Origin of the sequence: Streptomyces sp. NPDC096205, assembly GCF_044763135.1 — a bacterium.
In the GTDB taxonomy this organism is placed as follows: Bacteria; Actinomycetota; Actinomycetes; order Streptomycetales; family Streptomycetaceae; genus Streptomyces.
This window is the reverse complement of record NZ_JBIWFS010000004.1, coordinates 205,924-231,289: the sequence shown is the minus strand read 5'-3', so window position 1 is coordinate 231,289 and position 25,366 is coordinate 205,924. Positions and strand designations below refer to the sequence as shown.

Sequence of the window (25,366 nt, the reverse complement as noted above, 5' to 3'; positions counted from 1 at the left end):
ACCCGGCGCAGGGTGGCGCTCCGCCACACGTCAACTCCCGCGGCCGCGGACGTCATTCAGTACCGCCGCACGACCCGGGGCCGTGTGGGCAAGACCGTCGGCCGGCAGGTACAGTCCACAGCCATGAGCGCGCGACTTGCCGACATCGCGGCCGCGGCGGGGGTCAGCAAAGCCACGGTCAGCCGGGTGATCAACGGCACGCGCGGCGTCGCCTCGGACACGCGGGCCTCCGTGCTCGCCGCGCTGGACACCCTCGGCTACGAACGGCCGTCACGGCTGCGGCCGAGGGCCTCGAACCTGATCGGCGTCATCACCCCCGAGCTGGACAACCCGATCTTCCCCGCGATGGCCCAGGTCGTCGGGCAGGCGCTGACCCGCCTGAGCTGCACCCCGGTGCTGGCGACCCAGAGCCCGGGCGGGTCGACGGAGGACGAGCTGACCGAGATGCTGGTCGAGCGCGGGGTGTCCGGGATGATCTTCGTGTCCGGTCTGCACGCCGACACCACCGCCGACACCGCCCGCTACGCCCGGCTGCGCGAACAGGGCGTGCCGTTCGTGCTCGTCAACGGCTTCTCGCCGGCCATCAGCGCCCCCTTCGTCTCCTGCGACGACCGCTCCGCCATGGCCCTGGCCGTGACGCATCTGACCGCGCTCGGGCATGAGCGCATCGGACTCGCCGTCGGACCCGCCCGGTACGTTCCGGTACAGCGCAAGACCGAGGGCTTCCAGCGGGCCGTCGGTGAGCGGCTGGGGCTGTCGCCCCGTGAGTCGGCGCGGTGGATCCGGAACACCCTGTTCACCCTGGAGGGCGGACAGGCGGCCGCGGCGGAACTCTTCGACCAGGGCTGTACGGCGGTGGTGTGCGCCAGCGACATGATGGCCCTGGGAGCCATACGCTGCGCACGCCGGCGCGGGCTCGCCGTCCCCGAGGACGTCTCCGTGATCGGCTTCGACGACTCGCCGCTCATCGCCTACACCGACCCGCCCCTGACCACCATCCGGCAACCGGTGCGGGCCATGGGGCAGGCCGCCGTCGACGCGCTGATGGAGGAGCTGTGGGGCACGCCCGCCCCGCACACCGAGTTCGTCATCATGCCCGAGCTGGTGGTGCGGGGGTCGACCGCGGCCGTACCCCGGTCATAGCCGCGCAGGCAGCGCCCGCCACCAGTGCGCGTGCTGCTTGTACCACTCGGCCGTCGCGGCCAGCGCGGTTTCGAACGGACTGCCCGGGCGGTATCCCAGCTCCTGAGTGATCTTCGTGTGGTCGACCGCGTACCGGCGGTCGTGACCCTTGCGGTCGGCAACGGTGACGATCCGCTCCGGACCCGCGCCGCACAGCGCGAGCAGACGGTGTGTCAGATCGAGGTTCGTCAGCGAGGTCCCGCCGCCGATGTTGTAGATCTGCCCGGGCCGGCCCGAGAGCCTGACCAGTTCCAGCGCCCTGATGTGGTCGTCGACGTGGAGCCAGTCCCGTATCTGCAGGCCGTCGCCGTACAGCGGGACGGTGCCGCCGTCCAGGAGCGCGGTGAGGAACCGCGGGACGAGCTTCTCCGGGTGCTGGTACGGCCCGAAGTTGTTGGAGCAGCGCGTCACCCGGACGTCGAGGCCGTGGGTGTGGTGGTGGGCCAGGGCGAGGAGGTCGGAGGCGGCCTTGGACGCGGCGTACGGCGACGACGGCCGCAGCAGGTCGGTCTCCTTGGCCGCGCCGTCGGGCAGCGAGCCGTAGACCTCGTCGGTGGAGACGTGCACGAAGGTGCGCACGCCGCTCTCCAGCGCCGCGTCAAGCAGGACTTGGGTGCCGAGGACGTTGGTCCGGGTGAACTCGGCGCCGGCCGCGATGGACCGGTCGACGTGCGACTCGGCGGCGAAGTGCACGATCTGGTCGTGCCCGGCCACCAGCGCCGACACCAGCGACGCGTCGCACACGTCGCCCTGCACGAAGGTGAGGTCGGGGTGCGAGCGCACCGGGTCGAGGCGGGAGAGGCTGCCCGCGTAGGTGAGCTTGTCCAGGACGGTCACGGCCGTTCCGCGCGAGGCCTGCGGGCCGAGCACATGGCGGACGTAGGCGGACCCGATGAAACCGGCTCCGCCGGTGACGAGGATGCGTGTCATGGCGTGAGATGCACCTTGCTGTGGTCGCCGATCACGAGACGGTGGGCGTGCGGTGGGCGCGGGGCCTGTCCCACCACGGCCCCGCGGCCGATGAGGGAGGACTCGATCCGGCCGGCCCCCTCGATCTGCGCCCCGCGCAGCAGCACGGAGTACTCGATCGCGCTGTCCTCGACCCGGCAGTCGTCGCCGATCGAGGTGTACGGTCCCACGCTGGAGTTGCTGACGACCGCGCCGGCGCCGATGACCACCGGGCCGACCACCCGGGAGGCGCGCACGACGGCGCCCTCGGCGACGCGGACCCGGCCGACGAGGGTGCTGGCCGGGTCGACCTTGCCCTCGACACCGCCCTCGATACCGTCCAGCACCTCACGGTTGACCTCCAGCATGTCCTCCACACTGCCGGTGTCCCGCCACGGCCGGGTGGTGACCGTGGCGCGCACCGGATGCCCCTGGTCGATGAGCCACTGGACGGCGTGGGTGATCTCCAGCTCGCCGCGCGCGGAGGGCCGGACGGCGCGCACCGCCTCGTGCACGAGGGGAGTGAAGGCGTACACGCCGATGAGCGCGAGATCGCTGCGCGGGGTGTCGGGCTTCTCCTCCAGCGCCAGCACCCGGCCCTCGGCGTCCACCTCCGCCACGCCGAAGCGCGACGGGTCGGCGACGGGGGTCAGCAGCAGCCGGGCCGCGGCGGGGCCGCCCGCGCGGAGGAGTTCGCCGACGCCCTCGGGCAGGTAGTTGTCGCCGAGGTAGAGCAGGAAGTCGTCGTCGGCGAGGAAGTCCCGCGCGATCAGCACCGCGTGGGCGAGCCCCAGCGGCCGCGACTGGGTGATGTAGGTGATCCGCAACCCGAACTCACCGCCGTCACCGGCCAGTTCGCGGATCGCCGGGCCGTGTGCGCCGACGACGATCCCGACGTCCTCGATGCCGGCCGCGGCCAGCGACTCCAGGGCGTAGAACAGCACGGGCTTGTTGGCGATCGGCAGCAGCTGCTTGGCGCCGGAGTACGTGAACGGTCGCAGACGGCTGCCGGTGCCCCCCGCCAGCACCAGTGCCTTCACCTGGGCCTCCGTGCTAACGAGGCCGGTCGGGGATGTTGTGGTCTCAACGGTCTCTCCTCGGTCAGGAGGCGTGGTGCGGCCGGAAGGCCGTATCGACTCAAGCAGACCGCCCCCCGGCTGTGCAAGGAATTCCTGAAAGTTTCAGAACGCTTGCGAACCGTCTTGCCAGGGTGTTTGACTCACCTCTCGCACCGCCAACGCCCTTGCACTGCAAGGCGTTTCAGTCGACCGCAGGGAATCCGTCCGTATTCCAGGGGGCTGTAGTGACAGGTATCCGGCAAGCCCGACAACTGCGAAGAGAGGCCCGGCATCTGGCACCCGGCGCCTCCGAGGAGGCCGAGCACGGGCGCCGGGTGTTCGCCGAGGGCCGGGGGCCCGTCCTGACCGACCTCGACGGCAACCAGTACCTCGACCTCGCCTCCGGCACCCTCACCCAGTCGCTGGGCCACGGCCACCCGGAGGTCGTCGCGGCCCTGACCGCGCAGGCCCAGCGGCTGTGGAACGTCCACGACAGCGCCACCCCGGACCGCGCCGACCTGCTGGAACTGCTCGCCCGGCTGCTGCCGGACCACCTCGACACCTACGCGTTCTTCTCCACCGGCGCGGAGGTCGTGGAGGCGGCGCTGCGGGTCGTGCAGGCCACGGCCGAACCGGGCCGCAACCGCATCGGCGCCCTGCGCCACGGCTTCCACGGCAAGACCATGGGCGCGCGGATGCTGGTCCACTGGGACATCGGCCACCAGTCCTTCAGCGGCAACAGCGTGCTCGGCTACGCGCCCTACTGCTACCGCTGCCCGCTGGAACTGGAGTACCCCGGCTGCGACTTACGCTGCGCGTCCCTGGTGCGCCGGCACATCGCCGCCAAGCCCAACGTCTCCGCGCTGGTCTTCGAGCCGGTCCTCGGCGCGGCAGGGGTGATCGTGCCCCCGCCGGGCTACTGGGAACGGGTCGGTGAGGCCTGCCGTGAGGGCGGGGTGCTGCTGGTCGCCGACGAGGTGCTCACCGGCGGCGGCCGCACCGGAGCCTTCCTCGCCAGTGAACCGCTGGGCGTGGAACCCGACTTGGCGATGCTGGCCAAGGGAACCGCCAACGGGTTCCCGTTCGCCGTGCTGGCCGGCCGCTCCGAACTGCTGCGCAGGCCCGAGGCCGCCGTACCGGGCGCGTACGCCTCGACGTTCGCGAGCAACCCGCTCGGCATCGCCGCCGCCCGCGCCACCCTGGAGGTCATCGAACGCGACCGGCTGATCGACCGCGTCCGCGTCCTCGGCGAGCTGATGGAAACGCGGCTCACCGCACTGCAACGGCGCTTCGACGTCCTCGGGCAGGTCCGCGGCCTGGGACTGCTGTGGGGACTGGAGTTCGTCACCGACCCGCACAGCCGCACCCCCGCCCCGGACCTCGCCCGCGCCGTCTACACCACGGCCCTCGACCTCGGCCTCAGAGTGGCGCTCGGCGGACACATCCTGCGTCTGGCACCGCCGTTCACCATCGACGAGGCCCTGCTCGACGAGGGACTGACGCTGCTGGACACGGCGATCGAGCAGGTGGTCGCGGCATGATCGTCGCCGAGCACCTCGTCAAGGAGTTCCGGCTCGCCGAGCGCGGGCCCGGACTCCTGGGCAGCCTCTCCACCCTGTTCACCCGGCGCCACCGCATCGTCCGGGCCGTCGACGACATCTCCTTCGAGATCCCGGCCGGCACCAAGACCGCCTATCTGGGCGCCAACGGAGCCGGCAAGTCCACCACCATCAAGATGCTCACCGGCATCATGACCCCGACCTCCGGCCGCTGCCTGGTCGGCGGCATCGAGCCCTACCGCAACCGGCAGCTCAACGCCCGCCGCATCGGCGTGGTGTTCGGCCAGCGCAGCCAGCTGTGGTGGGACCTGTCCGTCCCGGACTCCTTCCGCATCCTGCAACGCATCTACGACATCCCCGAGCCGGTGTACCGGCGCAACCTCGCCCTGTTCCGGGAACTGCTCGACATCGACGCGCTCGGCACCACCCCCGTACGCCTGCTCAGCCTCGGCCAGCGCATGCGGGCGGAGATCGCCGCCAGCCTGCTGCACGACCCGGCGGTGCTCTTCTGGGACGAGCCGACCATCGGCCTGGACATGGTCCTCAAGGACGCGGTGCGCGAACTGGTCAACCGCGCCCACCAGCAGCTCGGCACCACCGTGCTGCTCACCAGCCACGACATCGCCGACATCGCCGCGATCTGCGACAGCGTCCTGGTCGTCGACCACGGCCGGGTGGTGCACCAGGGGCCGCTGCACGAGCTGTTACGCACGGCCGCCCACCGCTCGGTCGTCTTCGACCACCGCGACAGCACCTCCACCGCCCAAGCGCTGCGCGGCATCGAGACCGGACTGCCCGGCGTCCACGCCATCGCCGACACCGACGGCCGCATCCGCGTCACCTACCCCACCGGCCGGTACACCTCCCGCCAGGTCCTCTCCTTCCTCCTCGACCGTTTCGACCTCGCCGACTGCTACGCCCCCGAACCCGACCTCGAGGACGTCCTGCGCCAGATCTACGGCCGCCCCCTCGCACCGCAGGGCGCCGACGACACGACACCGGGCGGCACCGCATGACCGGCCGGCTGCGCGTCTACACACCCTTCGCGACCGGCGGTCTGCAGTCGCTGCTCCAGTACCGCTCGACCTTCGCCATGACCGCGATGACCGCCGCGGCCGGTGCCGCGGTCACCGTCTTTCTGTGGCGGGCCGTGTACGCCGCCGGCCCCGGCGCCGGCCCCGGCGGCTTCGACCGGGACAGCATCACCACCTACCTGCTGGTGGCCCAGTTGCTCCAGGTGCTGCACAGCAACCGGGTGGACGACGAGGTCGCCGCCGAGGTGTACCGGGGTGATGTGGCGGTGATGCTGGTGCGGCCCGTCAGCTACCCGGTGATGCGGTTCTTCGCCTGTCTGCCCGTGGTGTGCGCCAACGCGGTCCTGGTCGGCGTACCGGTGCTGGGGCTGTTCGCGCTGCTGGTGCCGCTCACCGTGCCCCGGCCGTTGGACCTGGCGCTGTTCGTGCTGTCCACCGCCGTGTCGGTGCTGCTGGCGTTCTGCGTGAACCTGCTGACCGGCATGACCGGGTTCGTCACCACCAACACCTGGGGCGTGCGCATGGTCAAGCAGGCCGTGACCGCCTTCTTCGCCGGCCAGATGGTCCCCATCGCCCTCATGCCCGAACCACTGGCGACCCTCGCGCGGGCCCTGCCCTTCAGCGGCATGGTGGACGGACCCCTCACCCTCCTGCTGGGCCGCTACGACGGCTGGACGTCCGCCGCAGCCGTACTGGCCGGACAACTGGCCTGGGCGGCCGGACTGACCCTGCTGTGCGCGGTGCTGTGGCGGGCCTGCCTCGGGCGGCTGGAGGTGCTGGGCGGATGACCCGTACGCGAACGGCGGGGCGCTATGTGCGGCTGGCGTGGTTCCTCGGCGGAGTGGGGCTGCACCGGCTGACCGCGTACCGCATGGACTTCCTGATGGGCGCCGGAGCCTTCCTGGTCCGGGTCGGCATCCAGACCGCGGTCGTCGGGCTGGTCTTCCGCCAGGTCCCCGCCGTCGGCGGCTGGTCGTACCACGAGGTGCTGTTCCTGCTCGGCTTCTCCCTGCTGCCCAGGGGACTGGACCATCTGTTCACCGACCAACTGTGGGAGCTGGGCCGCAAGCTGGTGCAGCGCGGGGAGTTCTACCGCCATCTGATCCGGCCGGTGAACCCGCTGTTCTCGCTGCTGTCGGAGCGGTTCTTCCACCCCGACGGGCTCGGCGAGCTCGCCGTCGGTGTCGTCCTCGTCTGCTACGCGGGCTCCGGACTCGGCCTGTCCCCGACCCCCGAACAGTGGCTGCTGGCACCGCTGCTGGTGCTGTGCGGCGCGCTGGTCCACACCGCGGTGAAACTCTTCTTCGCCTCGCTGTCCTTCTGGACCGTCACCAGCATGCCGTCGATGTACGCGGCGAGCCAGGTGTCGGAGTTCGCCGCCTACCCGCTCGACCTCTACCACCCGAGCCTGCGCGGACTGCTGACCTGGGTCCTGCCGTTCGCCTTCACCGCCTATGTGCCGAGCACCTATCTGCTGCACGGCTCGACGGACCTCCTCGGCTGGCTGCCGGTGGTGACCGGCGCGGCCCTCGCGCTCGCCCTGATGGTGTGGCGGCGCGGCATCGACACCTACGAGATGACCGGGAGCTGACTCGGCCGTGACCGACGACGACGCACTTCACGCCCTTCTGCGCGCGGCGCCCTGGATGGACGAGGACGGCCGCCGGGCCGCCCGGTACGAGACGACCGACGAGGTGGCCCTGGACGACCGCACCCGCCTGCTGGTGGTGACCGCGGCCGGACGCCGGTACGTCGTGCCGGTACGCCTCACGGACGGCGGAGCCCTGCAAGAGGCTCACGGTGAGCTGGACTTCGACCGGCTGGTCTGGCAAAAGGCGCAGTCAGGAGCGGAGTTGACGACCGTACGCGGCGGCAGCCTCCGGTTCCGCGGCACCGGCGCACCGGCCGGCCCCCTCGGGCGGCTGCCGTTCGACCGCGGCTGGTCCTCCAACGCCCTGTCCCTGCTGGACGCCTCGGGCACCCCGTACGTCCACAAGACCTACCGGCGGCTGGACGAGCCCGCCCGCGAGCCGGAGCTGCTGCGACTGATGGACGGCACCGGCCGCACGCCCGAGTGGGCCGGGGACTACGTCTACACCGACCCGGCCGACGGCTCCCGGCACCCGCTCGGCGTGTTCTACCGCTACGTCCCGGGCGACGGCCTGGACACCCCGCTGCGCCACAACATGCGCTCCCTGTGGCCGAAGATCACCGCGGGATGCGACATCGAGCGCACGGTCCGCACCCATCTGCGGCCGCTCGCCGCCGACCTGACCGCCGCCGGCCGCTTCCTGACCGGGTTCCACCACGACCTGGCCGCACGCCTCGGCGGCGCCCCGCACCCCTACCCGGTACGGGACGCGCTGGACCGCGCCGAGGATCGGGTGGCCGTCCTGGAGTCCGCCGCCGTCGCGCTCCCCGAGCGGGCGTGGAAGGCGGCCTTCACGGCGCTGCGGGCCGAGACCGCCGCACTGCGGACCGCGTTCGCGTCCCGCCCGGGCGCCTTCCTGTCCGGCCCCGCCCACGGCGACCTGCACCTGTCGCACCTGCTGTGCCGCACCGGCGAGGACGGCGGCTTGACGATGACCGTCATCGACATGTCGACCCCCGCGATGAGCCCCCGGGAGCCCGGCTGGGCCGCCCAGTCACCCGTGCAGGACCTCGTCGCCGTCGAGCGGGCCCTGGAGTACTTCGCCGCTGACGAAGCCGCGTTCGAAAGCGCCGGACGGCTCGGCGTCGACTCCCTGGACACCATGACCGACGCCCTGGACGACACCGCCGGCCGGCCCGAGGCGCTGCGCCTGGTCTTCCACGCGGCGGACGTCTGGCGGACCCAGGTGCGCCGGCTGCTGCTCGGCCCGCCGTCCGCCGACCCGCCGCACCGGCTGCTCTACCTGGCCCGGCTGCTGCACGAACTCGCCTACAACTGCGACCACGCCCGCCCCTACCACGCCGCGATCGACCTGCGCCACGCGCTGACGCTCGGCGCGCACGCCCCGGCCCCGACCACCACCTCAGCGAGGACGTGAACGTGACCGTGCCCGAACCCCGTATGCACATCGTCGAGACCTACTTCGAGTGCTGCGGCTTCGACCACACCTTCCTGCAGGGCGGCACCTCGGTGTACCTGTGGAACCTCTCCAAGGCGTTCGCCGCCCGCGGCCACCGGGTCTCCATCGTCACCCCGGCCCACGGCCGCCTCGACGACCTGCGCGGCCGCTACGACGTCGAGGATCTGCCCTACACCGACCCCTACACCCTGCCCCTGGTCCTCGACCCGGACGTGTGGCGGGACTTCCCCGCCGAGGTGGAGGTGGAGCTGACCACCACCGCGCACCGCATCCGGCTGGACGGCGTCGACCTGTACTTCCTGTCCGACGACTACCTGGACCGGCTCCCCGACACCTTCTACCCGCCGTACTCCGCCAAGGGCCGCGACCTGGACTTCTTCAAGCCGCTGGCCTTCCAGGTCGCCGCCGTGCGCTTTCTGCGCGGCTGGTTCGGCGACGAGAAGACGCTCGTGCACGCCCACGAGCCCTACTACCACTACCTGGTGCCCGCCGCCCTGCGCGACGACCCCCTCAAGCCGGTGGTCGGCACGGTGCAGAGCAACATGCCGATCGACAAGAAGGTGTACGCCCCCGAGGTGCGCCGGCTGCTCGCCCTGCTGGACGCGGACGTGCCGCTGCCGCTGGACCCGCCGCCCGCCGCCGCCCGCCCGGACCCGGTCCGCCAGTACCAGCAGCTGACCCACCTGCACTACGACTACCCGCCCGACCATGTGTCCGTGTACCGGCTCGTCCTCGAGCACGCCGGCCTCGTCGACTTCCTCTCCCCGGGCCAGTTGGACTTCTACGCGTCCTTCGCCGACACGCCGTTCGAGTCCCTCTTCCGGGAACTGCCCGTCGCCGGGGCGGTGCGGGACAACGCGCACAAGATGTTCGTCGGGGGCTGTGCGATCTCCGACCAGTGGCTGGCCTGGGACCCGGCAGAGGTCGACCGCGCTCAGGTGCTCTCAGGCATCGGCCTCGACCCGGCCCTGCCCACCTTCTTCCACAACGCGCGCTACGCCCTGCACCACAAGGGCCAGTTGGAACTGCTGCGCGCCGTCGACCGGGTCCTCACCGAGGGCCTCGCCGCGAACTTCGTCCTGCGCTGCATCTCGGGCGCCCCGCTCGACGACCCCTGGTTCCAGGAGGTGGCCGAGCGGCACAAGGGCCGGCTGCACCTGGAGTCGCAACGGGTCGACGAGCGGCGGGTGTTCGAGTACGCCGCCGCGAGCGACTTCTGCCTCTTCCCGTCCAAGTTCGAGATGGACACCTTCCTCATCGCCCAGGGCGAGGCGATGGTGTGCGGTGCCGTGCCCATCGCCACGGCCCAGCAGGGCATGGCCCACTTCGGGCACGCCCGCACCGGAGCGGACGCCACCGGCTTCGCCGTGAACCGCTCCTTCGCCGAGGACGACGCGCTGCTCACCGACGCCCTGGCCGCCCGGATCCACGAGGCGGTCACGCTCTGGCACACGGACCCCGCCCGATATCGCGAACTGTCCGAGCGCGCGGCCACGGTCGCCCGCCGGTTCACCTGGGAGCACTGCGCCGACCTGCACCTGGCGGCCTTCGCCCCGCTCTGGCGCGGTGAGACGCCCCGGCTGCCTGTGGAACGCGCCCTGCGCCACGGCTGGTTCGACCTGGTCGCCGACCACGACCTCACCGAGGAGGCGCTGCTGCGCCACGGCGCCCTGACGGCCTACGAACGCCTCGCGCCCCTCGACGCCCCGGCCGCCCGTCGGTTCTACGACGCCGCCTGGGAGCGGGCCGACTTCGCCACCTGCCGGCACATCCTGGACCGCTTCCCCGACGCCGTGCCCGACGACCTGACCCGGCTGCTGCACGACCGCCACCACCTCACCGACGGCACCCTCACCTACCGGCTGCCGCACGCCGAGCGGGTCGAACTGGTCACTCCCACCGAGCGGGAGGGCTCCGCCCGCGCCCTGCCGACGGTGCAGCGGCTGCGCCGCGCCGCCCCCGGGGTGTTCGAGGGCCCGGCGCCACAGCCCGGGGCCCGGCTGCTGCTGACCCTCAGCACCGGCCGCGTCACCTGGGACGAGGTGCGCCATGACTGAGCGCGACACCGTCCGAGCCGTGCTGCTCGCGGGCGGCGAGGGCCGGCGCATGGGCCCCCTCGGCACCGGCCGGCTCAAGCCGCTCGTGCCGTACGGCGGCGCCTGCCGGCTCATCGACTTCAGCCTGGCGAACGCACGCGCCTCGGGCCTGGGCGAGGTGCTGCTGCTCTCCCAGTACGAGGAACGGCAGCTCATGGACGACCTGCACCGGGTGTGGAACACAGGCAGCGGCTTCCGCGTGCACTTCGGGCCCTACGACCGGGCCTACCGCGCCGCGGGCGACGCGCTGCCCCGGGAGCTGCCCGAGCGGACCTGGCCGGCCGAGCGGGGCACCGCGGACGCGCTGATCCGCAAGGCCGAGTACGTCTTCGACGGCGACCCCGAGCAGCTCCTCGTCCTGCACGCCGACCACGTCTACCGCTTCGACCACCGGCCGCTGATCGCCGCCCACCGGGCCTCCGGAGCCGCGCTGACCCTCACGTACCAGAGGATCGAGCGGCGCTGGGTGCACCTGTTCGGGATGGTCCGCTTCGACGGGGCGGGCCGGCTGGCGGAGTTCGTGGAGAAGCCCGCCGAGCCCACCAGCGACCTGGTGTTCGCCGCGTTCTGCGTCTTCGACACGGCCGTGCTGCGCCGCTACCTGGAGAAGCTGGACGGCACCGACTGGCAGCACGACATCAGCCGGGACGTGATCCCGGCGATGCTCGCGGCCGGAGAGCACATCCGCGGCCACGAGGTGACCGGGCACTGGGAGGACATCGGCACCGTCGAGCGCTACCACCGCGCCCACCTGCGGCTCGCCGCCGACGGCCCGCGCTCCCGGCTGCCCGTCGAGAACATGCCCTGGACCGTCCGCCCGGACGTGGCCCGCGCCTGGGTCGCCCATGCCCCCGGCATCACCTCGTCGTTGGTCCCGGCGGACCTGGTCAACGACGGACTGGTGGAGGACAGCGTGCTCTTCCCCGGCGTACGGGTCGGGGCGGGCGCGCGGGTGCGGCGCAGTGTGCTGCTGCCCGGCACGACCGTCCCGCCGGGCAGCGACATCGACTCCGCGATCGTCCTGGAGAACGGCCGGGTCCAGCACGTCCCGCACACCCCACCCGCAACGGAAGGAACCCGCGCATGAGCCTGCCCCCCTACGACGTCCTGGTGGTCGGCGGCGCCGGCGTCGACACCGTCGTACGCGTCGAGCGGCTGGAGGTCCCGCCGGGCGACTCGCTGCACGTGCCGCCCGTGTACGACTATGTCGCGCACACCGGCAACGGAGTGGCGCTCGGCTTCCACACGCTCGGACGCCCCACCAAGTTCATCGACTACCTCGGCGACGACGTCCAGGGACACGCGGTCCTCGCCGCGTACGCCGGGCACGGCCTGGACTTCAGCCACCTGGTGTCCCCGCACGGCACCCCCCGCGGCATCAACCTGGTCGACGCCCAGGGCCGGCGCTTCTCCTTCTACGACTCCCGGCACCCGGCCGACCTGCGGCTGCCGCGCGAGTTCTACCTGCCGCATCTGGAACGGGCCCGTCACGTCCACCTGTCGATCACCGGCGTCAACCGCGACATGTACGAGGACATCCACCGGCTCGGCGTCACCTGCTCCACCGACCTGCACGACTGGGACGGCGTCAACCCGCACCACCTGACCTACGCGCTCTCCTCCGACCATGTCTTCCTCAGCGCGGCGGGCCTGGGCGCCCGGCTGGAGGAGGTGCTGCACCGCATCGTCGACGAGGGCCGGGCCAGGTTCGTGGTGGCCACGGCCGGCGCGGACGGCTGCCATCTGCTGGTGCGCGGCGAGGAGAAGTCGCGGCACTTCCCGGCGGTGCGCCCGGAGCGGCCGGTCGTCGACAGCAACGGCGCGGGCGACGCGTTCGTCACCGGCTTCCTGCACGCGCTGATGGAGGGACAGCCGCTGGAGGACTGTGTGCTGGCCGGTTCCGTCTCCGGCGCGTTCGCCTGCGGCAGCGCCGGCACCCACACCGAGTTCATCGATCTGCCCGGTCTGCGCGCGGCTGTCGCCCGCGCCGTACCGGCCGGGTGAGAGGGATCCCCTGGGATGCACATCATCGCCTTCTCCTTCGAGTGCGGCGGCTTCGACAACCGGCTGATGCGCGGGGGCCTGTCCCCGCTGGTGTGGAACCTGTGCCGCCAGTACGCGGCACGGGGCCACCGTGTGTCGCTGGTGACCCCCGCGCACGGCCATCTCGACGCGCTCCGCGAACGGTTCGACCTCGAGACACTGGACGACCCCGTCACGGACACCGTGCCGCTGGTGCTCGACCCGAAGGTCTGGCCCGCCCAGCCGCCGACGGTCGAGCTGCGGCTGACCACCCGGGCCCACCGGATGCGGCTGGACGGCGTGGACGTCCACTTCCTGTCCAGCGAGTACCTGGACCTGCTGCCGGACCGGCTGTATCCGCCGCCCGGCCTGGAGGGCCGGGACCTGGCCCACTTCAAGCCCCTGGTGTTCCAGGTCGACGGACTGCGGTTCATCCGGCGCGCCCTGGCAGGCGAACCGGCCGTCGTGCACGGCTTCGAGCCCTACTACCACTACCTCCTGCCCGCCGCCCTGGCCGGCGACCCGCGCTTCCGTACGGTCAGCACGGTCGCGGCCAACGCGCCCGTCACCCAGAAGGTGTACCGCCCCCAGGCGGAGCGCCTGCTGGAGCTGCTCGGCGCCGACGCCACCGGCCTGGACGCCCTGGACGGGCCGCCGCCCGCCGAGGACTCGCCCGAGGCCACCATGGCGCGGGCCCTGGCCGGCACCCGGATGCACACGGAGTACGGGCCCGACCATGTCGGCCTGTTCCCCCTGGTGGCGCAGTACGCGGACCTGGTGGACTTCGTCTCACCGGGCCAGCTGCGGCACTACACCACCTTCCAGGACACCCCGATGGAGGCGCTGTTCGCGACGCTGCCGGTGGCCCGGCGTCTGCGCGAGCAGTCGCACAAGCTGCTGGCCGGCGGCTGCGCCGTCGCCGACAGCTGGCTGGCCCGCGACCCCGCCGCCGTCGACCGGGACGCCGTCCTGCGCGGACTCGGCCTGGACCCCTCCCGGCCCGTCTTCTACCACGCGGCCCGCTACGCGGTGCACCACAAGGGCCAGTTGGAGCTGATGCGGGCCGTCGAGGACGTCCTCGCCACCGACCCCGAGGTCAGCTTCCTGATCCGCTGCTCGGCAGGCGGCGGAGCGGACGGGCCGGGAACCGTGGCGAACGCCGCGTTCCAGGCCATCGCCGACCGCCACCCGGGACAGGTGCGCCTGGACTGGCGACTGGCCGACGAGGACACCCTGTTCACCGAGGCGGCGGCCGCCGACTTCTGTGTCTTCCCCTCCAAGTTCGAGCTGGACGGCTTCCTCATCGCCCAGGCCGAGGCCATGGCGTGCGGAGCCGTACCCCTCGCCACCGCGCAGCGGGTGACCGGCCACTTCGGCCATGACCGTCCGCCCGGCGACCCCGACGCGACGGGCTTCTCGGTGCGCGGCTCGTTCCGCGACGACGACGTCGGCCTGGCCGTCGAGCTCGCGCAGCGAATACGCGAGGCCGTGGCGGTCCACCGCACGGCCCCCGACACCTACGCCCGGCTGTCGGCGAACGCCCGGCGCGTCGGCCGCTCCTTCACCTGGGCCCGCAGCGCCGAGACCCGGCTGGCCGCCTACGAACGGGCCCTGCGCGACGAACCGCGCCCGCTGCCCGTCGAGGAACTGCTGGCCCTCGGCTGGCTGGACCGGCTCCCGGAACCGGCCTGGACCGAACACCGCGACCAGATCGAGCGGGTGGCCCTGGAGCGCGGGGACGCCGACGCCTACGCCCGCGTGCTCGGCGTCGACGTCACCGACCTGGACGCCGACGCCTACGAGCGGCTCTTCGAGGCCGCCCATGCCCGCGCCGACTTCGCCCGTTGCGCCGCGCTGGCCCGGCGGTCCGGCCGCCGCGACCTGACGGCCCGGCTTGCCGGACGCTGCCGGCTCACCCAAGAACCGGACGGCACCTGGCGGGTCGACTACGCCCATCCCGAAGCCGACCACGTGGAGGTGGTCGTCGAGTCGGCGTCCCCCGCGGACGAAGGGCGAACCGACGCCGCGGACCCGGTCGGCGAGTCCGCCACCGAGGCGCTGGCCTCCGACGAGCCGGCGCCCACCGGCAGCGGGGCCGCCCTGAGGTCCCTGGCGTCCGACGGCGCCGGCCACTTCACCGGCGTCCTCGATGGGCCCCCGGTCGGCCGGCACCTCGTCGCCCAACTGACCCTGCGCTCGGGCCGGGTGGCCTGGGACGCCGTGCCCGTGACCGTCCCGCCCTTCCTGCTCGTCGCCACCGACCTGGACGGCACGCTGCTGCGCAGCGACCTGTCGGTCTCCGAACGCACCCGCCGGGCCCTCGCCCTCGTCAGTACGTCCGGCGCCCGGCACCTCGTCGTCACCGGCCGCCCCGCGGTCGCCTGCCGACAGCTCCTGCGCACCATCGGCTACCAGGGGCTCGCCGTCTGCGGACAGGGCGCACAGCTCTACGACGCCGGCGCCGACCGGCTGCTGTCGTCGCTGCCTCTCGACCTGGACCTCGCCCGCGAGGTCGTCGCCCGGGTCGAGGACGTGCTCGGCCGGGTGGAGCTGGGCATCGTCACCTCGCCACCGGACAGCCGGTTCAAGGTCACGCCCCGGTTCGGGGAACGCGTCCGGCACGGCTGGGACGTCACCACCGATCCGGCGCTGCTGTGGAGCGAGCCGATCGACAAGCTGATCCTCCATCACCCGGACGTGGACGAGGACCGGCTGGCCGCCACCGCGCGCGAGCTGATGGGGGACGCGGTGACCGTCGTGCATTCGGTCAAGGGCATGGTGGAGATCCTGCCGGCCGGCACCGACAAGGGCACCGGCGTGGCCCGCGCCGCGCGCCTGCTCGGCTTCACCGGCGCGGACACCGTCGCCTTCGGCGACATGCCCAACGACATCCCGCTGCTGGCCTGGGCCGGCCACGGGGTGGCGATGGCCGGTGGCCACCCGGACCTGCGGGCGATGGCCGACGAGATCGCGCCCGGCAACGACGAGGACGGCGTCGCCGCCGTCCTGGAACGGCTGTTCGGCGCTCCGGAGGTCCGCTCATGACCGCCGCGCTCCGGGAGCTGGCCCGTCTGCGCGGCATCGCCACCGACTACACCACCGACCGGGGACACCGGGTCACCGTCCCGCCGGACACGCTGGTCGCGGTCCTGGCGGCGTGCGGGGTGGACGCCGCCACGGACGCCTCGGCCCGCGCCGCGCTCGCCGACCTGCGCGGGGACGCCAGGGGCGGCGGGGGCGCCGGGGTTGCCAAGGACGGCGGGGTCGCCGGAGACCGCCGGGGCGGCGGGGTCGCCGGAGACCGCCGGGTTGGCGGGGACGCCAGAGACCGCCGGGTTGGCGGGGACGCCAGGGTTGGCGGAGTCGCCGGGGTCGGCGGGGGCGGCGGCGCCGCCGGAGGTGGCGCCCTGCCGCCGTGCGTCGTGGTCCGCGCCGGCTCACCCGCCCGCCCCGCACTCCCTTCGCACGCGCAGGCGTACGTCGCCCTGGAGGACGGCGGCAGGGCCGCACCGTCCGACCCGCTGCCCCCGGGCCACCACCTGCTCCACGTCACCCACGCCGGACAGGACAGGACAGTCCCGCTGCTGGCCGTGCCCGACCGCATCCCCGTACCGGGGCAGCGCAGTTGGGGCTTCCTCGTCCAGCTCTACTCCGTCCTCTCCCGCCGCTCCTGGGGCATGGGCGACCTCGGTGACCTGGCCGGCCTGGCCGCCTGGTCGGGGTCCGCGCTGGGGGCCGGTTTCGTGCAGCTCGGCCCGCTGCACGCGATGGAGCCCGGCCCCCTGCCGGACCCGTCGCCGTACCGGCCGAGCTCCCGCAGGTTCCCGGACCCCATGCACGTACGGGTGACGGACGTACCCGAGTACCGGCAGCTCACCGGGCCCGCCCGGGCGGAGGCGGAGTCCCTTGCCGCCCGTGCGCGGGAGCTCAACGACGGGGTGCTGAGCGGTCGGACGCTGATCGACCGCGAGACGGTGCGCGCGCTCAAGCACCGGGTGCTGCGGCTGGTGCACGCGGTGCCGCTCGCCCCGGCCCGCCGGGCCGCCTTCGAGGCGTTCACCGCCCGCGAGGGGCAGGACCTGACCGACTTCGCCACCTGGTGCGCGCTGGCGGAGGTGCACGGCGGCGCCTGGCGCTCCTGGCCCACCGCCCTGCGCGACCCCCGGTCGGCGGCCGTGGCCGCGGCGCGCCAGGAACACGCGGACGCCGTCGCGTTCCACCGCTGGCTGGCCTGGATCACCGACGAGCAGCTCGCCGCGGCGCAGCGCACCGCCGTCGAGGCGGGCATGGACATCGGCCTGATGCACGACCTCGCGGTCGGGGTCGCCCCGGAGGGGGCCGACGCATGGGCGTTGCAGCACTGTCTGGCGGCCGGGATGAGCGTGGGAGCGCCGCCCGACGACTTCAATCCGCACGGCCAAGACTGGGGCCAGCCCCCGTGGCGGCCCGACGCGCTGGCCGCCGAGGGATACCGGCCGCTGGCCGCGCTGCTGCGCGCCGGCATGCGGCACTCCGGTGCCCTGCGGGTCGATCACGTCATGGGCCTGTTCCGGCTGTGGTGGGTCCCCGAGGGCCGGTCCCCGTCGGAGGGCACCTACGTCCGCTACGACGCCGAGGCGATGCTCGGTGTGCTGCTGCTGGAGGCACACCGGGCGGGCGTGCACGTCATCGGCGAGGACCTCGGCACCGTAGAGGCGGGCGTCCGCGAGGAGCTGGCGGCGCGCGGGGTGCTCGGCACGTCCGTGCAGCGCTTCGAGTACCTGGGCGGCTCCGAGGGACGGCACGGGCCGCTGCCCGCCGCCCGGTGGCGCACGAACTGCCTCGCCACGCTGACCACCCACGACCTGCCGACGACCGCGGCGTGGCTGACCGGCGAGCACGTCGAACTGCGCGCCCGGCTGGGCCTGTTGACCCGCCCGGAGACCGAGGAGAAGGACGAGGCGGCCGCCGAGCGCGACGGCTGGCTCGCCGAGCTGGAGCGGGAGGGACTCCTCCCGGACCCGGACGGGGAAGCCGTCGCCCTGCACCGCTTCCTGACCCGCACCCCGTCCCGGCTGCTCGGGGTGTGGCTGCCGGACGCCACCGGCGACCGCCGGCCGCAGAACCTGCCCGGCACGGCCACCGTCCACCCCAACTGGCGCCTGCCCGTGGCGGACCGGGACGGCCGGCCGGTACCGCTCGACGAACTGCCCGGCCGTCCCGGCGTCCAGACCATCGCCCGTGTGTTCACCTCCGGTGCACCGCACCGAACCGACCGCTAGGAGAAAGATGTCAAGCCAGGCCCTTGTCCGGGTCGAGGGGGTAGTCGAGGACGCCGGAGGTTTCGACCTGCTGGCGCCGGAGGGCACGCGCTACCGCGTGGACGTCACCGACGCGGTGTTCGACCCCGGCAACAGCCTGCTCGCCGAACGCCTCGAAGGACGCCGTGTGGTGGCCTTCGTCGGCCCCACCGTGCACCGGCTGTACGGCGAGCGCCTGCGGGCGTACCTCGACGCCCGTCTCGCACCCGGAAGTTGGAGCATCCATGTGATCGCCACCGGGGAACGCAACAAGACCCTCGCGTCCGTGGAACAGGTGTGCGCCGTCGCCAAGGCGGCCGGGCTCGACCGCCACGGCGTGATGCTCGCGGTGGGCGGCGGCATCGTCGCCGACGTCGTGGGCTTCGCCGCGTCGATGTACGCCCGCGGCATCCGCTACATCAAGGTCAACACCACCCTGGTGGGGCAGGTCGACGTGGGTGTCGGAGTGAAGACCGGGGTCAACGCCCTGCACTCCAAGAACATGTTCGGCGCCTACCACCCGGCCCACGCCTCCCTCAACGACCCCTCGCTGCTGGCCACCCTGCCGCCCCGGGAGATCCGCTGCGGTCTCGCGGAGATCGTCAAGATGGCGGTCATCCTCGACGGCGACCTGTTCACCACGCTGGAACGGCACCCCGACGCGTTCCTCCACACCCCGAACGGCGACGTCGAGACCTACGTCCTGCGCACCTCGATGCGGCTGATGATGGAGGAACTCTGCCCCAACCTGCGCGAGTCGGAGCTCGCCCGGCTGGTCGACTTCGGCCACACCTTCAGCCCGGTCGTCGAGACGGCCGGTGGACACCGCCTCGAACACGGCGAGGCCGTCGCCGTCGACATGGCCCTGTCGGCGCACATCGCCCGGCTGCTGGGCCTGGCCGACGCCGACACCTGCGAGCGCATCGTGGCCCTGCTCACCCGGATCGGGCTGCCCGTCCTCGACCCGGCCACCTGCACCGAGGACCTCATGACCCAGGCGCTCCAGGCGTCCTGGCAGCGCCGCGGCCGCAAGCTGCACCTCGTCGTGCCGACCGGCATCGGCAAGGCCACGTTCGTCGAGGAACTCACGGACCTGCCCGCCGAGGTGCTGCGGGCGGCCCTGCGGGCCCTCGGAGCCGGGGGAGGCGCACAGTGACGCCGTACGACGTACCGCAGGACGTGACGAACCTCGTCGAGCTGTTCGCCGCCAAGGAGCACGACCACGGCGGCCTGGGCACGATCCTCGCGCACCGGCTGTTCACCCGCACCGAGGGCGGCGAGGGAGCCGAGTTCGTCGACCTGGCCGTGCTGCCGCCGGGCACCTCCATCGGCCGGCACCGGCACGGCCGGGACCGGGAGACGTACGTCGTGCTGCGCGGCAACGGCCTGATGCACCGGGACGGCGCGGACTTCCGCGTCGGCACCGGGGACGTCGTCGTCAACCGCCCGCACGGCGAACACGGGCTGCTCAACGACTCGGCCGACGAACTGTGGCTGCTGGTGTTCGAGGAGGTGCTCCGATGACCGTTCCGCGTTCCGGCCGGCTCGTCCCGGCAAGAGCGGCAGGCACCGAGGGCACCGGCACCTTCACCGTCCTCGACGTCGGCGGCACCACCCTGCGCACCGGCACGTACGACCCGGTGACGGCGACCCTGTCACGGGTGCGCCGGGTGCCCGTGGAGGGCATCGCCCGCCACCCCGGTGACCCGGTGCCCGTCCTGCAAGACAGGGTCGTGGAGCAGATCGTCCATGAGATCACCCGGCACGCCGGTGGCAGGGGCACCCGCGCGGTCGGCGTCGCCTTCGCCGGGCCGATCTCGGCGAGCGGCCTGGTGCTCGCGGCACCCACCGTGTGGGGGCGGCGCGGTGCGCCGCTGCCGCTCGGGCAGCTCCTGGCGCGGCGGACCGGCGCCCCGGTCGTCGTGGTCAACGACCTGACCGCGGCCGCCTGGCGGTACGCCGCGACCGAGGCGGAGCCCTTCTGCCTGCTGACCGTCAGCTCCGGGATCGGCAACAAGGTCTTCCGGGGCGGCGAGGTGCTGCTGGACGCCGACGGGCACGGCGGCGAACTCGGCCACTGGGTGTGCGACCCGTCGCCCGACGCGCCGCTGTGCGACTGCGGAGGCCGCGGCCATCTCGGCGGCATCGCCTCCGGACGCGGCGTGCTGGCCGCGGCCCGCCGCGCGGCGGCGGCCGACCCGGCGGGCTTCGCGCACTCCCGGCTCGGGCAGTTGTGCGACGGCCGCGCCGGCGCGCTGGACAACCCGGCCATCGCGCGGGCGGTGCGCGAGGGCGATCCCTTCGCGACCCGGGTGCTGCGCGGCACGCTGGTGTATCTGGCGCAGGCGATCGGCGCCGTCTTCACCTCCATCGGGATCTGCCGGTACGTCATCATGGGCGGCTTCGCCCTGGCCGTCGGGGAGCGCTACCGCGAACTCCTCGTCGAGGAGCTGGTGCGGCTCGGCTGCTTCGGGCTCGACGCCGCCGCGGTGGACGCCTCGGTGGCGCTGGGCCGCGCGGACGACGACCACGGACTGATCGGCGTGGGACGGCTGCTGGCCGACCGCACGGCCTCACTGGCCCACCAGGAGGCGGGATGACGACCTCGCGTACGGCATCGCAGATCCGAGGGGAGGCGCCATGACCGGCGGGCGCACGCTGGTCGTCGGCAGTGGCTTCGTGGGAACCGGCATCGCGCGCCGCCTGGCGGCGGACGGCAAGGAGGTGACATTGGCCTCGCGGACCCCGGTGACGCCGCCCGACGGGGTCGGCTGGACACCGCTCGACGCCACCGACGCCGGGGCGTGCGGGCGGCTGCTGGAACGGCTGCGCCCGGACCGGGTGGTGCTGGTGCACGGGCCCTCGGACGTCACCTGGTGCGAGGAGCACCCGGACCGCGCGGCCGCTGCCCACACCGCGGTCGCCGCGCACTTCGCCGCGCGCGCGGGCGGGGCGCGGCTGGTGCTGATCTCGACGGACAACGTCTTCGACGGCACCCGGGCCGACAACACCGAGGACACCCCGATCCGCCCGGCGAACGCCTACGGGCGGGCCAAGGCCGCCGCCGAACAGGCCCTGCTGGAAGCCGCGGACGCCCTGGTGCTGCGGGTCAGCCTGGTCTACGGCCATGAGCCCGCGGACGCCGGCAAGTGGCTGAACTTCTTCGCTGCGTGCGCCCACCGGCTCGTCCGCGGTGAGCCGGTCACCGCCCCGGCGGACCAGTGGACGACTCCGGTGCTGGTCGACGACGTGGCGGAGGTGACCGCCGCCCTGCTGGACTGCCGGGACCCGCTGCCGCCGGTGCTGCACCTCGGCGGCCCGGACCGGGTCGGCCGGGCCGCGTGGGCATCGGTGATCGCCGACGCGCTGGGCGCCCGTCCCGGCCTGGTCGTCCCGACCGCCAGGGCGGGCACCCGGTACGCGTCACGGCCGGAGAACACCTGCCTCGTCAGCACCCTGCTCGGCCGGCTGCCGGCCACCCGAGGCCTCCGCGTGCGCGGGGTGCACGAGGGTGCGCGACTGCTGGCGCGGGCCTTCGGGGAGCGGGCCTTGGGGGAGCGGGCCCACGGGGAGCAGGTCTTCGGAGAGCGGGCCTTCGGAGAGCAGGCCTTCGGAGAGCAGGCCTTCGGGGAGCGGGCCTTCGGAGAGACCGTCTGAAGGCGCCGCCGGCCCCGGTGTCCGGGACCGGCGGCGCCGTAGGGTCACTTCAGGTAGGGCCCGTCGGCGCCGATCTTGCCGGGGCCGTCGAGGACGTACACCCGCAGGTTCCCCTTCCCGGGTGCGGCGACGGACAGCGTCCCGCCCGTGACGGTCCTGACATCGCCGGTGACCGCGTCCCGGTAGGTGCCGTTGGGGATGCCGGTGTAGGTGGCGCCGCCCGAGACGGTGACGAGGGCGAAGCTGTCCGTGCCGCCGCTCGTGTAGCGCCGCTTGTAGGCCATTCCGCCCGAGATCCCGTCGGTGGAGTACTGCCCCATCTGCAGTGCGGGGATCGCCCGCCGGATCTGGTTCAGCCGCTGGACGTGCTTGACCAGGGGCTGGCTCAGGGTGGTGGCCACCTGGCCGGAGGCCGAGTCGACCTTGGAGAAGTCCGACACCGTCAGGCTGCCCTTGAGATGGTCGCCGAAGTAGGCGCGCCCGGTCGTGGCGAGCGGACAGGTCGGCCCGCAGTCGATCCGCGCGCCCTTCTGGAACTCGATCTCCGAGCCGTAGTACAGCGTCGGGATGCCGCGGAACGTCCACATCAGCGACATGTTCTCGGCCCAGGCGTCGGTGCCGCCCGTGTAGCGCGTACTGCTCTTGTTGGGGCCGTAGTCGTGGCTGTCGACGTAGACGACGTTGTAGGTGGCGTCGTTGTAACTGTCGTCCGAGTCCTTGCCGTTGGAGAAGGCGTTGTACGCGTCACCGAAGTTCATGTGCATCCGCATGTCGATGACGTTCATGCCGGAGAACTTGCTGTGGTCCGGCGCGTGGTAGCTGTTGCCGTTCAGGAAGGCGTTGGTGGACGTCGGCTGGTTGCCGGTGCCCTGCTGCTGCTCGTAGTCGTACTGCTCGAGCGCGGCCGCGGTGTCGTCGGCGCTGTACTCGCGGCGCTCCTTCCAGGTGTAGAACTGCGCGGAGTGGTTGGGGGAGCCGCGGTTCCACTTGTCGTTGACGAACGCGGCGACCTCGCCGAAGACGAAGAAGTTGTCGGCCGCCTGAGCACCGAACCGCTGGGCGACCCGGTCGTGGATGGCCGGCAGGAAGCGGCGGTTCCAGGTGACGCGCGGGATGTGCACCGCGGTGTCCACGCGGAAGCCGTCGACGCCCATGTCGATGTACTTGTTGTACGCGCCGATCAGGTAGTTCTGCACGGGCGCCGACTCGGTGTTGAAGTCCGCGAGGTCCTCGTGCAGCCAGCAGGAGCGGGAGTCCTCGCCCTCCCAGTTGCCGATCCAGCACTGGTGGTAGTACGCCTTCGGGAACATGCCCGAAGTGGGGCTTGGCCACTGGCAGTTGTAGACGGTGTAGCCCTCGGCGCTCTTACCGCCGGTGGGCTTGCCCCAGTTCAGACAGGTGTTGCCGGTCGGCTCGGCGGTGGACCACAGGTCGCCGTTGTAGTACGACTTGCCCGACTGCGGGTCCACGGTGAGGCCGTCGTACTCGAAGCCCTCGTTCTTCGCGTCGTAGTACCAGCTCCACTGGCTGTCGCGCACGCCGTACACGGTCGGCGTGAACAGGCCCTTGGCGCCCCAGCGGGAGGAGTGGTTGTAGACCACGTCCTGGTAGATCTTCATGCCCTTGGCGTGGGCGGCGTCGATGAGGTCCTGGTAGGACGCGCCGGCCGACTCCAGACGGGCGTCGACCTTGTAGAAGTCGTAACCGTGGTACCCGTGGTAGTCGTAGTCGGAGCGGTTGAGCACGACCGGGGTGATCCACACAGCGGAGAAGCCGAGGCCCTTGATGTAGTCGAGCTTGTCGACCAGGCCCTTGAAGTCGCCGCGGAACATGGGGTCGTCGTTGGCGGCATTGCCCGACTTCACATGTTGGCTGCCGCCACGGTTGTTGGAGCTGTCACCGTCGTTGAAGCGGGCGGTCAGCACGAAGTAGATGGGGTCCTTGCGCGGGTCCGTGCCCAGCGGGGTGCCCGTGGTGGGCTGCGGGGCGCTCCCGGTCGTCACCCGGGCCGCAGCGGAGGCCGCGGAGATGTTCCCGGCGGCGTCCACGGCCCGCACCGTGTAGCTGTAGGCGGTGTTCGCCTCCAGGCCGGTGTCGGAGAGGACGGTCGAGGTGACGTCGGTGACCGTCGTGCCCTTGGTGCCGCCGGTGCGCGTCACCTGATAGCCCGTCACCCCCACGTTGTCGGTGGCGGGTTGCCAGGACGTGACGACCGAGGTGCCGGTGGCCGAGGCCGTGACGCCGGACGGCACGCCGGGCGCCTGGGTGTCCGGCTGCTGCGGGGCGCACGGGTCGGCCGCGCCGCCGGTGACGGTGTTGTTCTTCACCGTGCTCGTGCCGGAGGGGATGGCGTAGTCGGCGCCGTTGTTGTTGTCCCAGGTGCCGTTGCCGTTGTTGAAGGCGGCCTTCAGTGAGGTCGCCGAGCCGAGGTCGACGGTCTGCTTCCACCAGCCGGCGCAGGCCGCCTGCATGCCGACGCCGGGCACGGCCGTCCAGGAGCCTCCGGCCGGCTGGTAGTGGAGGTTCACCGTGGTCCAGCCCAGCGACTGCGAGGAGTAGTAGACCGTGGCCGACTGCCCGGTGCCCGGGCCCGGGTCGGCGCAGGGGTTGCTGTGGGCCACGACGCCGTCCTTGACGGTGATGTCGCCCGTGCCCAGGGCGTAGTTCTGCCCTCCGTTGTTGTCCCAGGTGCCGGAGCCGTTGTTGAAGGTGGCCTGGAGGCCGGTGGCCGAGCCCAGGTCGACGGTGAGCTTCACCCAGTCCGTGCAGGCGGCCTGCATCCGGGTCCCCGGCACCGTGGTCCAGGAACCGCCGTTCGGGGCGTAGTGCAGATAGGTCGAGGACCAGTTGCGGGTCTTCGTCGAGTAGTAGACCGTAGCCGAGTTCGCGGTGGCGGCCGTCGGCTCGGTACGGGGAGCGGCCGGGGGACCGGTGACGGCCGCAAGGGCCAGCAGCCCTCCGGCCAGGGCGCCCGCGGTCCAGCCGCGGACGAGGGGTCTGTCGCGTCTCATGTGCGTCTCCGGTGGGGTGGGGAGTACCGGGCGGAGCAAGCGCCTCCCTGGCTGGCATGCGCATGCCATACCAGAGCTGGTGGGTGCACGCCTTTACCGCTACGGGTGCCTGGAGCTGGGCAACCGGCCCGGGAGGTCCGGGCGCGTGAGGGAACGGAGTTGGTGCCGCCCCACCGGATCCCGGGCCGGAAGTGTGGGTGAACGTAACACCGTTGCAATGGTTGCGAAAGAGTTTTCAGTCAGCCAACTCGGGCCCGACTGGCTGACCTTGGGCTTCCGAAGGTCTGCAACAGGTGTTGTTTGAAGGGTTGACCAGCGACGGCGGCAGCTCGTACCTTCACGACCGCAAGATGTTCCGTCGAGTTTCAGCAAGAAGCGACAACAGGCCCCCTGGCATGGCGCGTTGCTGCGTGAGGCCTCTCATCCGCATTCCCGCTTCGTGGATCAGT

General features: G+C 72.5%; 18 protein-coding genes. 15 read left to right on the top strand and 3 right to left on the bottom strand.

The genetic code is table 11. The features are described 5' to 3' along the window. Positions 1-123 precede the first annotated feature (123 nt). Positions 124-1,143 (top strand): LacI family DNA-binding transcriptional regulator, encoded by a 1,020-nt coding sequence (locus tag ACIQ6Y_RS17110; protein ID WP_404038919.1) that lies wholly within the window; start codon positions 124-126, stop codon positions 1,141-1,143. On the opposite strand, the gene rfbB is transcribed toward ACIQ6Y_RS17110, so the two are convergent. Continuing rightward, positions 1,138-2,112, bottom strand: coding sequence for a dTDP-glucose 4,6-dehydratase (gene rfbB / locus ACIQ6Y_RS17105; protein ID WP_404038917.1), 975 nt, complete (start codon positions 2,110-2,112; stop codon positions 1,138-1,140). The genes ACIQ6Y_RS17110 and rfbB overlap by 6 nt on opposite strands. Continuing rightward, entirely contained in the window at positions 2,109-3,170 is a 1,062-nt protein-coding gene (locus ACIQ6Y_RS17100; RefSeq protein WP_404038914.1) for a glucose-1-phosphate thymidylyltransferase, read from the bottom strand. The genes rfbB and ACIQ6Y_RS17100 overlap by 4 nt, the downstream gene beginning before the upstream one ends. A gap of 263 nt (positions 3,171-3,433) precedes the next feature. On the opposite strand from ACIQ6Y_RS17100, the gene ACIQ6Y_RS17095 reads away from it, so the two are divergent. From ACIQ6Y_RS17095 to ACIQ6Y_RS17030, 14 genes are read left to right on the top strand one after another with little or no spacing between them, the layout of a single operon-like run. Further along, complete coding sequence (locus ACIQ6Y_RS17095) at positions 3,434-4,729, top strand: aspartate aminotransferase family protein (protein WP_404038911.1); 1,296 nt, start codon at positions 3,434-3,436, stop codon at positions 4,727-4,729. Beyond that, complete coding sequence (locus tag ACIQ6Y_RS17090) at positions 4,726-5,763, top strand: ATP-binding cassette domain-containing protein (RefSeq protein ID WP_404038908.1); 1,038 nt, start codon at positions 4,726-4,728, stop codon at positions 5,761-5,763. Before ACIQ6Y_RS17095 ends, ACIQ6Y_RS17090 begins: the two co-directional genes overlap by 4 nt. Continuing rightward, positions 5,760-6,569 (top strand): ABC transporter permease, encoded by an 810-nt coding sequence (locus ACIQ6Y_RS17085; RefSeq protein WP_404038905.1) that lies wholly within the window; start codon positions 5,760-5,762, stop codon positions 6,567-6,569. The genes ACIQ6Y_RS17090 and ACIQ6Y_RS17085 overlap by 4 nt, the downstream gene beginning before the upstream one ends. Further along, the gene (locus tag ACIQ6Y_RS17080) at positions 6,566-7,372 is read left to right on the top strand and encodes an ABC transporter permease (RefSeq protein ID WP_404038902.1); all 807 of its coding nucleotides are present in this window, start codon (positions 6,566-6,568) and stop codon (positions 7,370-7,372) included. The genes ACIQ6Y_RS17085 and ACIQ6Y_RS17080 overlap by 4 nt, the downstream gene beginning before the upstream one ends. 7 nt (positions 7,373-7,379) lie before the next feature. Beyond that, positions 7,380-8,810 (top strand): hypothetical protein, encoded by a 1,431-nt coding sequence (locus tag ACIQ6Y_RS17075; RefSeq protein WP_404038900.1) that lies wholly within the window; start codon positions 7,380-7,382, stop codon positions 8,808-8,810. 2 nt (positions 8,811-8,812) lie between these two features. Beyond that, positions 8,813-10,909, top strand: coding sequence for a glycogen/starch synthase (locus ACIQ6Y_RS17070; protein WP_404038897.1), 2,097 nt, complete (start codon positions 8,813-8,815; stop codon positions 10,907-10,909). Next, positions 10,902-12,035, top strand: coding sequence for a sugar phosphate nucleotidyltransferase (locus ACIQ6Y_RS17065; protein ID WP_404038894.1), 1,134 nt, complete (start codon positions 10,902-10,904; stop codon positions 12,033-12,035). The genes ACIQ6Y_RS17070 and ACIQ6Y_RS17065 overlap by 8 nt, the downstream gene beginning before the upstream one ends. Further along, a complete protein-coding gene (locus ACIQ6Y_RS17060) occupies positions 12,032-12,952 on the top strand; it encodes a carbohydrate kinase family protein (RefSeq protein WP_404038891.1) in 921 nt (306 codons plus the stop codon). The genes ACIQ6Y_RS17065 and ACIQ6Y_RS17060 overlap by 4 nt, the downstream gene beginning before the upstream one ends. Before the next feature lie 15 nt (positions 12,953-12,967). Beyond that, positions 12,968-16,015, top strand: a complete 3,048-nt coding sequence (locus tag ACIQ6Y_RS17055) for a Cof-type HAD-IIB family hydrolase (RefSeq protein ID WP_404038888.1) — start codon at positions 12,968-12,970, stop codon at positions 16,013-16,015. After that, positions 16,012-18,231 carry a 4-alpha-glucanotransferase gene (malQ, locus tag ACIQ6Y_RS17050; RefSeq protein ID WP_404038886.1) on the top strand — a complete coding sequence of 740 codons (2,220 nt, stop codon included), beginning with the start codon at positions 16,012-16,014 and terminating at the stop codon, positions 18,229-18,231. The genes ACIQ6Y_RS17055 and malQ overlap by 4 nt, the downstream gene beginning before the upstream one ends. A 7-nt stretch (positions 18,232-18,238) precedes the next feature. Further along, on the top strand, positions 18,239-19,405 hold the full coding sequence (locus ACIQ6Y_RS17045) for a sedoheptulose 7-phosphate cyclase (RefSeq protein WP_404038883.1): 1,167 nt from the start codon (positions 18,239-18,241) through the stop codon (positions 19,403-19,405). After that, the gene (locus ACIQ6Y_RS17040; protein WP_404038880.1) at positions 19,402-19,773 is read left to right on the top strand and encodes a cupin domain-containing protein; all 372 of its coding nucleotides are present in this window, start codon (positions 19,402-19,404) and stop codon (positions 19,771-19,773) included. Before ACIQ6Y_RS17045 ends, ACIQ6Y_RS17040 begins: the two co-directional genes overlap by 4 nt. Next, positions 19,770-20,849: an ROK family protein gene (locus ACIQ6Y_RS17035; protein ID WP_404038877.1), complete on the top strand. Its 1,080-nt coding sequence runs from the start codon at positions 19,770-19,772 to the stop codon at positions 20,847-20,849. The genes ACIQ6Y_RS17040 and ACIQ6Y_RS17035 overlap by 4 nt, the downstream gene beginning before the upstream one ends. A 40-nt stretch (positions 20,850-20,889) precedes the next feature. Further along, complete coding sequence (locus ACIQ6Y_RS17030; protein ID WP_404038875.1) at positions 20,890-21,906, top strand: SDR family oxidoreductase; 1,017 nt, start codon at positions 20,890-20,892, stop codon at positions 21,904-21,906. Positions 21,907-21,950: 44 nt separating this feature from the next. Here ACIQ6Y_RS17030 and ACIQ6Y_RS17025 read toward each other — a convergent pair whose 3' ends face one another. Continuing rightward, positions 21,951-24,917, bottom strand: coding sequence for a carbohydrate binding domain-containing protein (locus ACIQ6Y_RS17025; RefSeq protein WP_404038872.1), 2,967 nt, complete (start codon positions 24,915-24,917; stop codon positions 21,951-21,953). Between the last annotated feature and the right edge of the window lie 449 nt (positions 24,918-25,366).

Excerpts from the sequence above, each read along its gene's own strand:
- ACIQ6Y_RS17025 (WP_404038872.1), bottom strand. The coding sequence starts at position 24,917 with ATGAGACGCGACAGACCCCTCGTCCGCGGCTGGACCGCGGGCGCCCTG.
- ACIQ6Y_RS17060 (WP_404038891.1), top strand. The coding sequence starts at position 12,032 with ATGAGCCTGCCCCCCTACGACGTCCTGGTGGTCGGCGGCGCCGGCGTC.
- malQ (WP_404038886.1), top strand. The coding sequence starts at position 16,012 with ATGACCGCCGCGCTCCGGGAGCTGGCCCGTCTGCGCGGCATCGCCACC.
- ACIQ6Y_RS17085 (WP_404038905.1), top strand. The coding sequence starts at position 5,760 with ATGACCGGCCGGCTGCGCGTCTACACACCCTTCGCGACCGGCGGTCTG.
- ACIQ6Y_RS17030 (WP_404038875.1), top strand. The coding sequence starts at position 20,890 with ATGACCGGCGGGCGCACGCTGGTCGTCGGCAGTGGCTTCGTGGGAACC.
- rfbB (WP_404038917.1), bottom strand. The coding sequence starts at position 2,112 with ATGACACGCATCCTCGTCACCGGCGGAGCCGGTTTCATCGGGTCCGCC.
- ACIQ6Y_RS17055 (WP_404038888.1), top strand. The coding sequence starts at position 12,968 with ATGCACATCATCGCCTTCTCCTTCGAGTGCGGCGGCTTCGACAACCGG.
- ACIQ6Y_RS17045 (WP_404038883.1), top strand. The coding sequence starts at position 18,239 with ATGTCAAGCCAGGCCCTTGTCCGGGTCGAGGGGGTAGTCGAGGACGCC.
- ACIQ6Y_RS17110 (WP_404038919.1), top strand. The coding sequence starts at position 124 with ATGAGCGCGCGACTTGCCGACATCGCGGCCGCGGCGGGGGTCAGCAAA.
- ACIQ6Y_RS17080 (WP_404038902.1), top strand. The coding sequence starts at position 6,566 with ATGACCCGTACGCGAACGGCGGGGCGCTATGTGCGGCTGGCGTGGTTC.
- ACIQ6Y_RS17035 (WP_404038877.1), top strand. The coding sequence starts at position 19,770 with ATGACCGTTCCGCGTTCCGGCCGGCTCGTCCCGGCAAGAGCGGCAGGC.
- ACIQ6Y_RS17065 (WP_404038894.1), top strand. The coding sequence starts at position 10,902 with ATGACTGAGCGCGACACCGTCCGAGCCGTGCTGCTCGCGGGCGGCGAG.
- ACIQ6Y_RS17090 (WP_404038908.1), top strand. The coding sequence starts at position 4,726 with ATGATCGTCGCCGAGCACCTCGTCAAGGAGTTCCGGCTCGCCGAGCGC.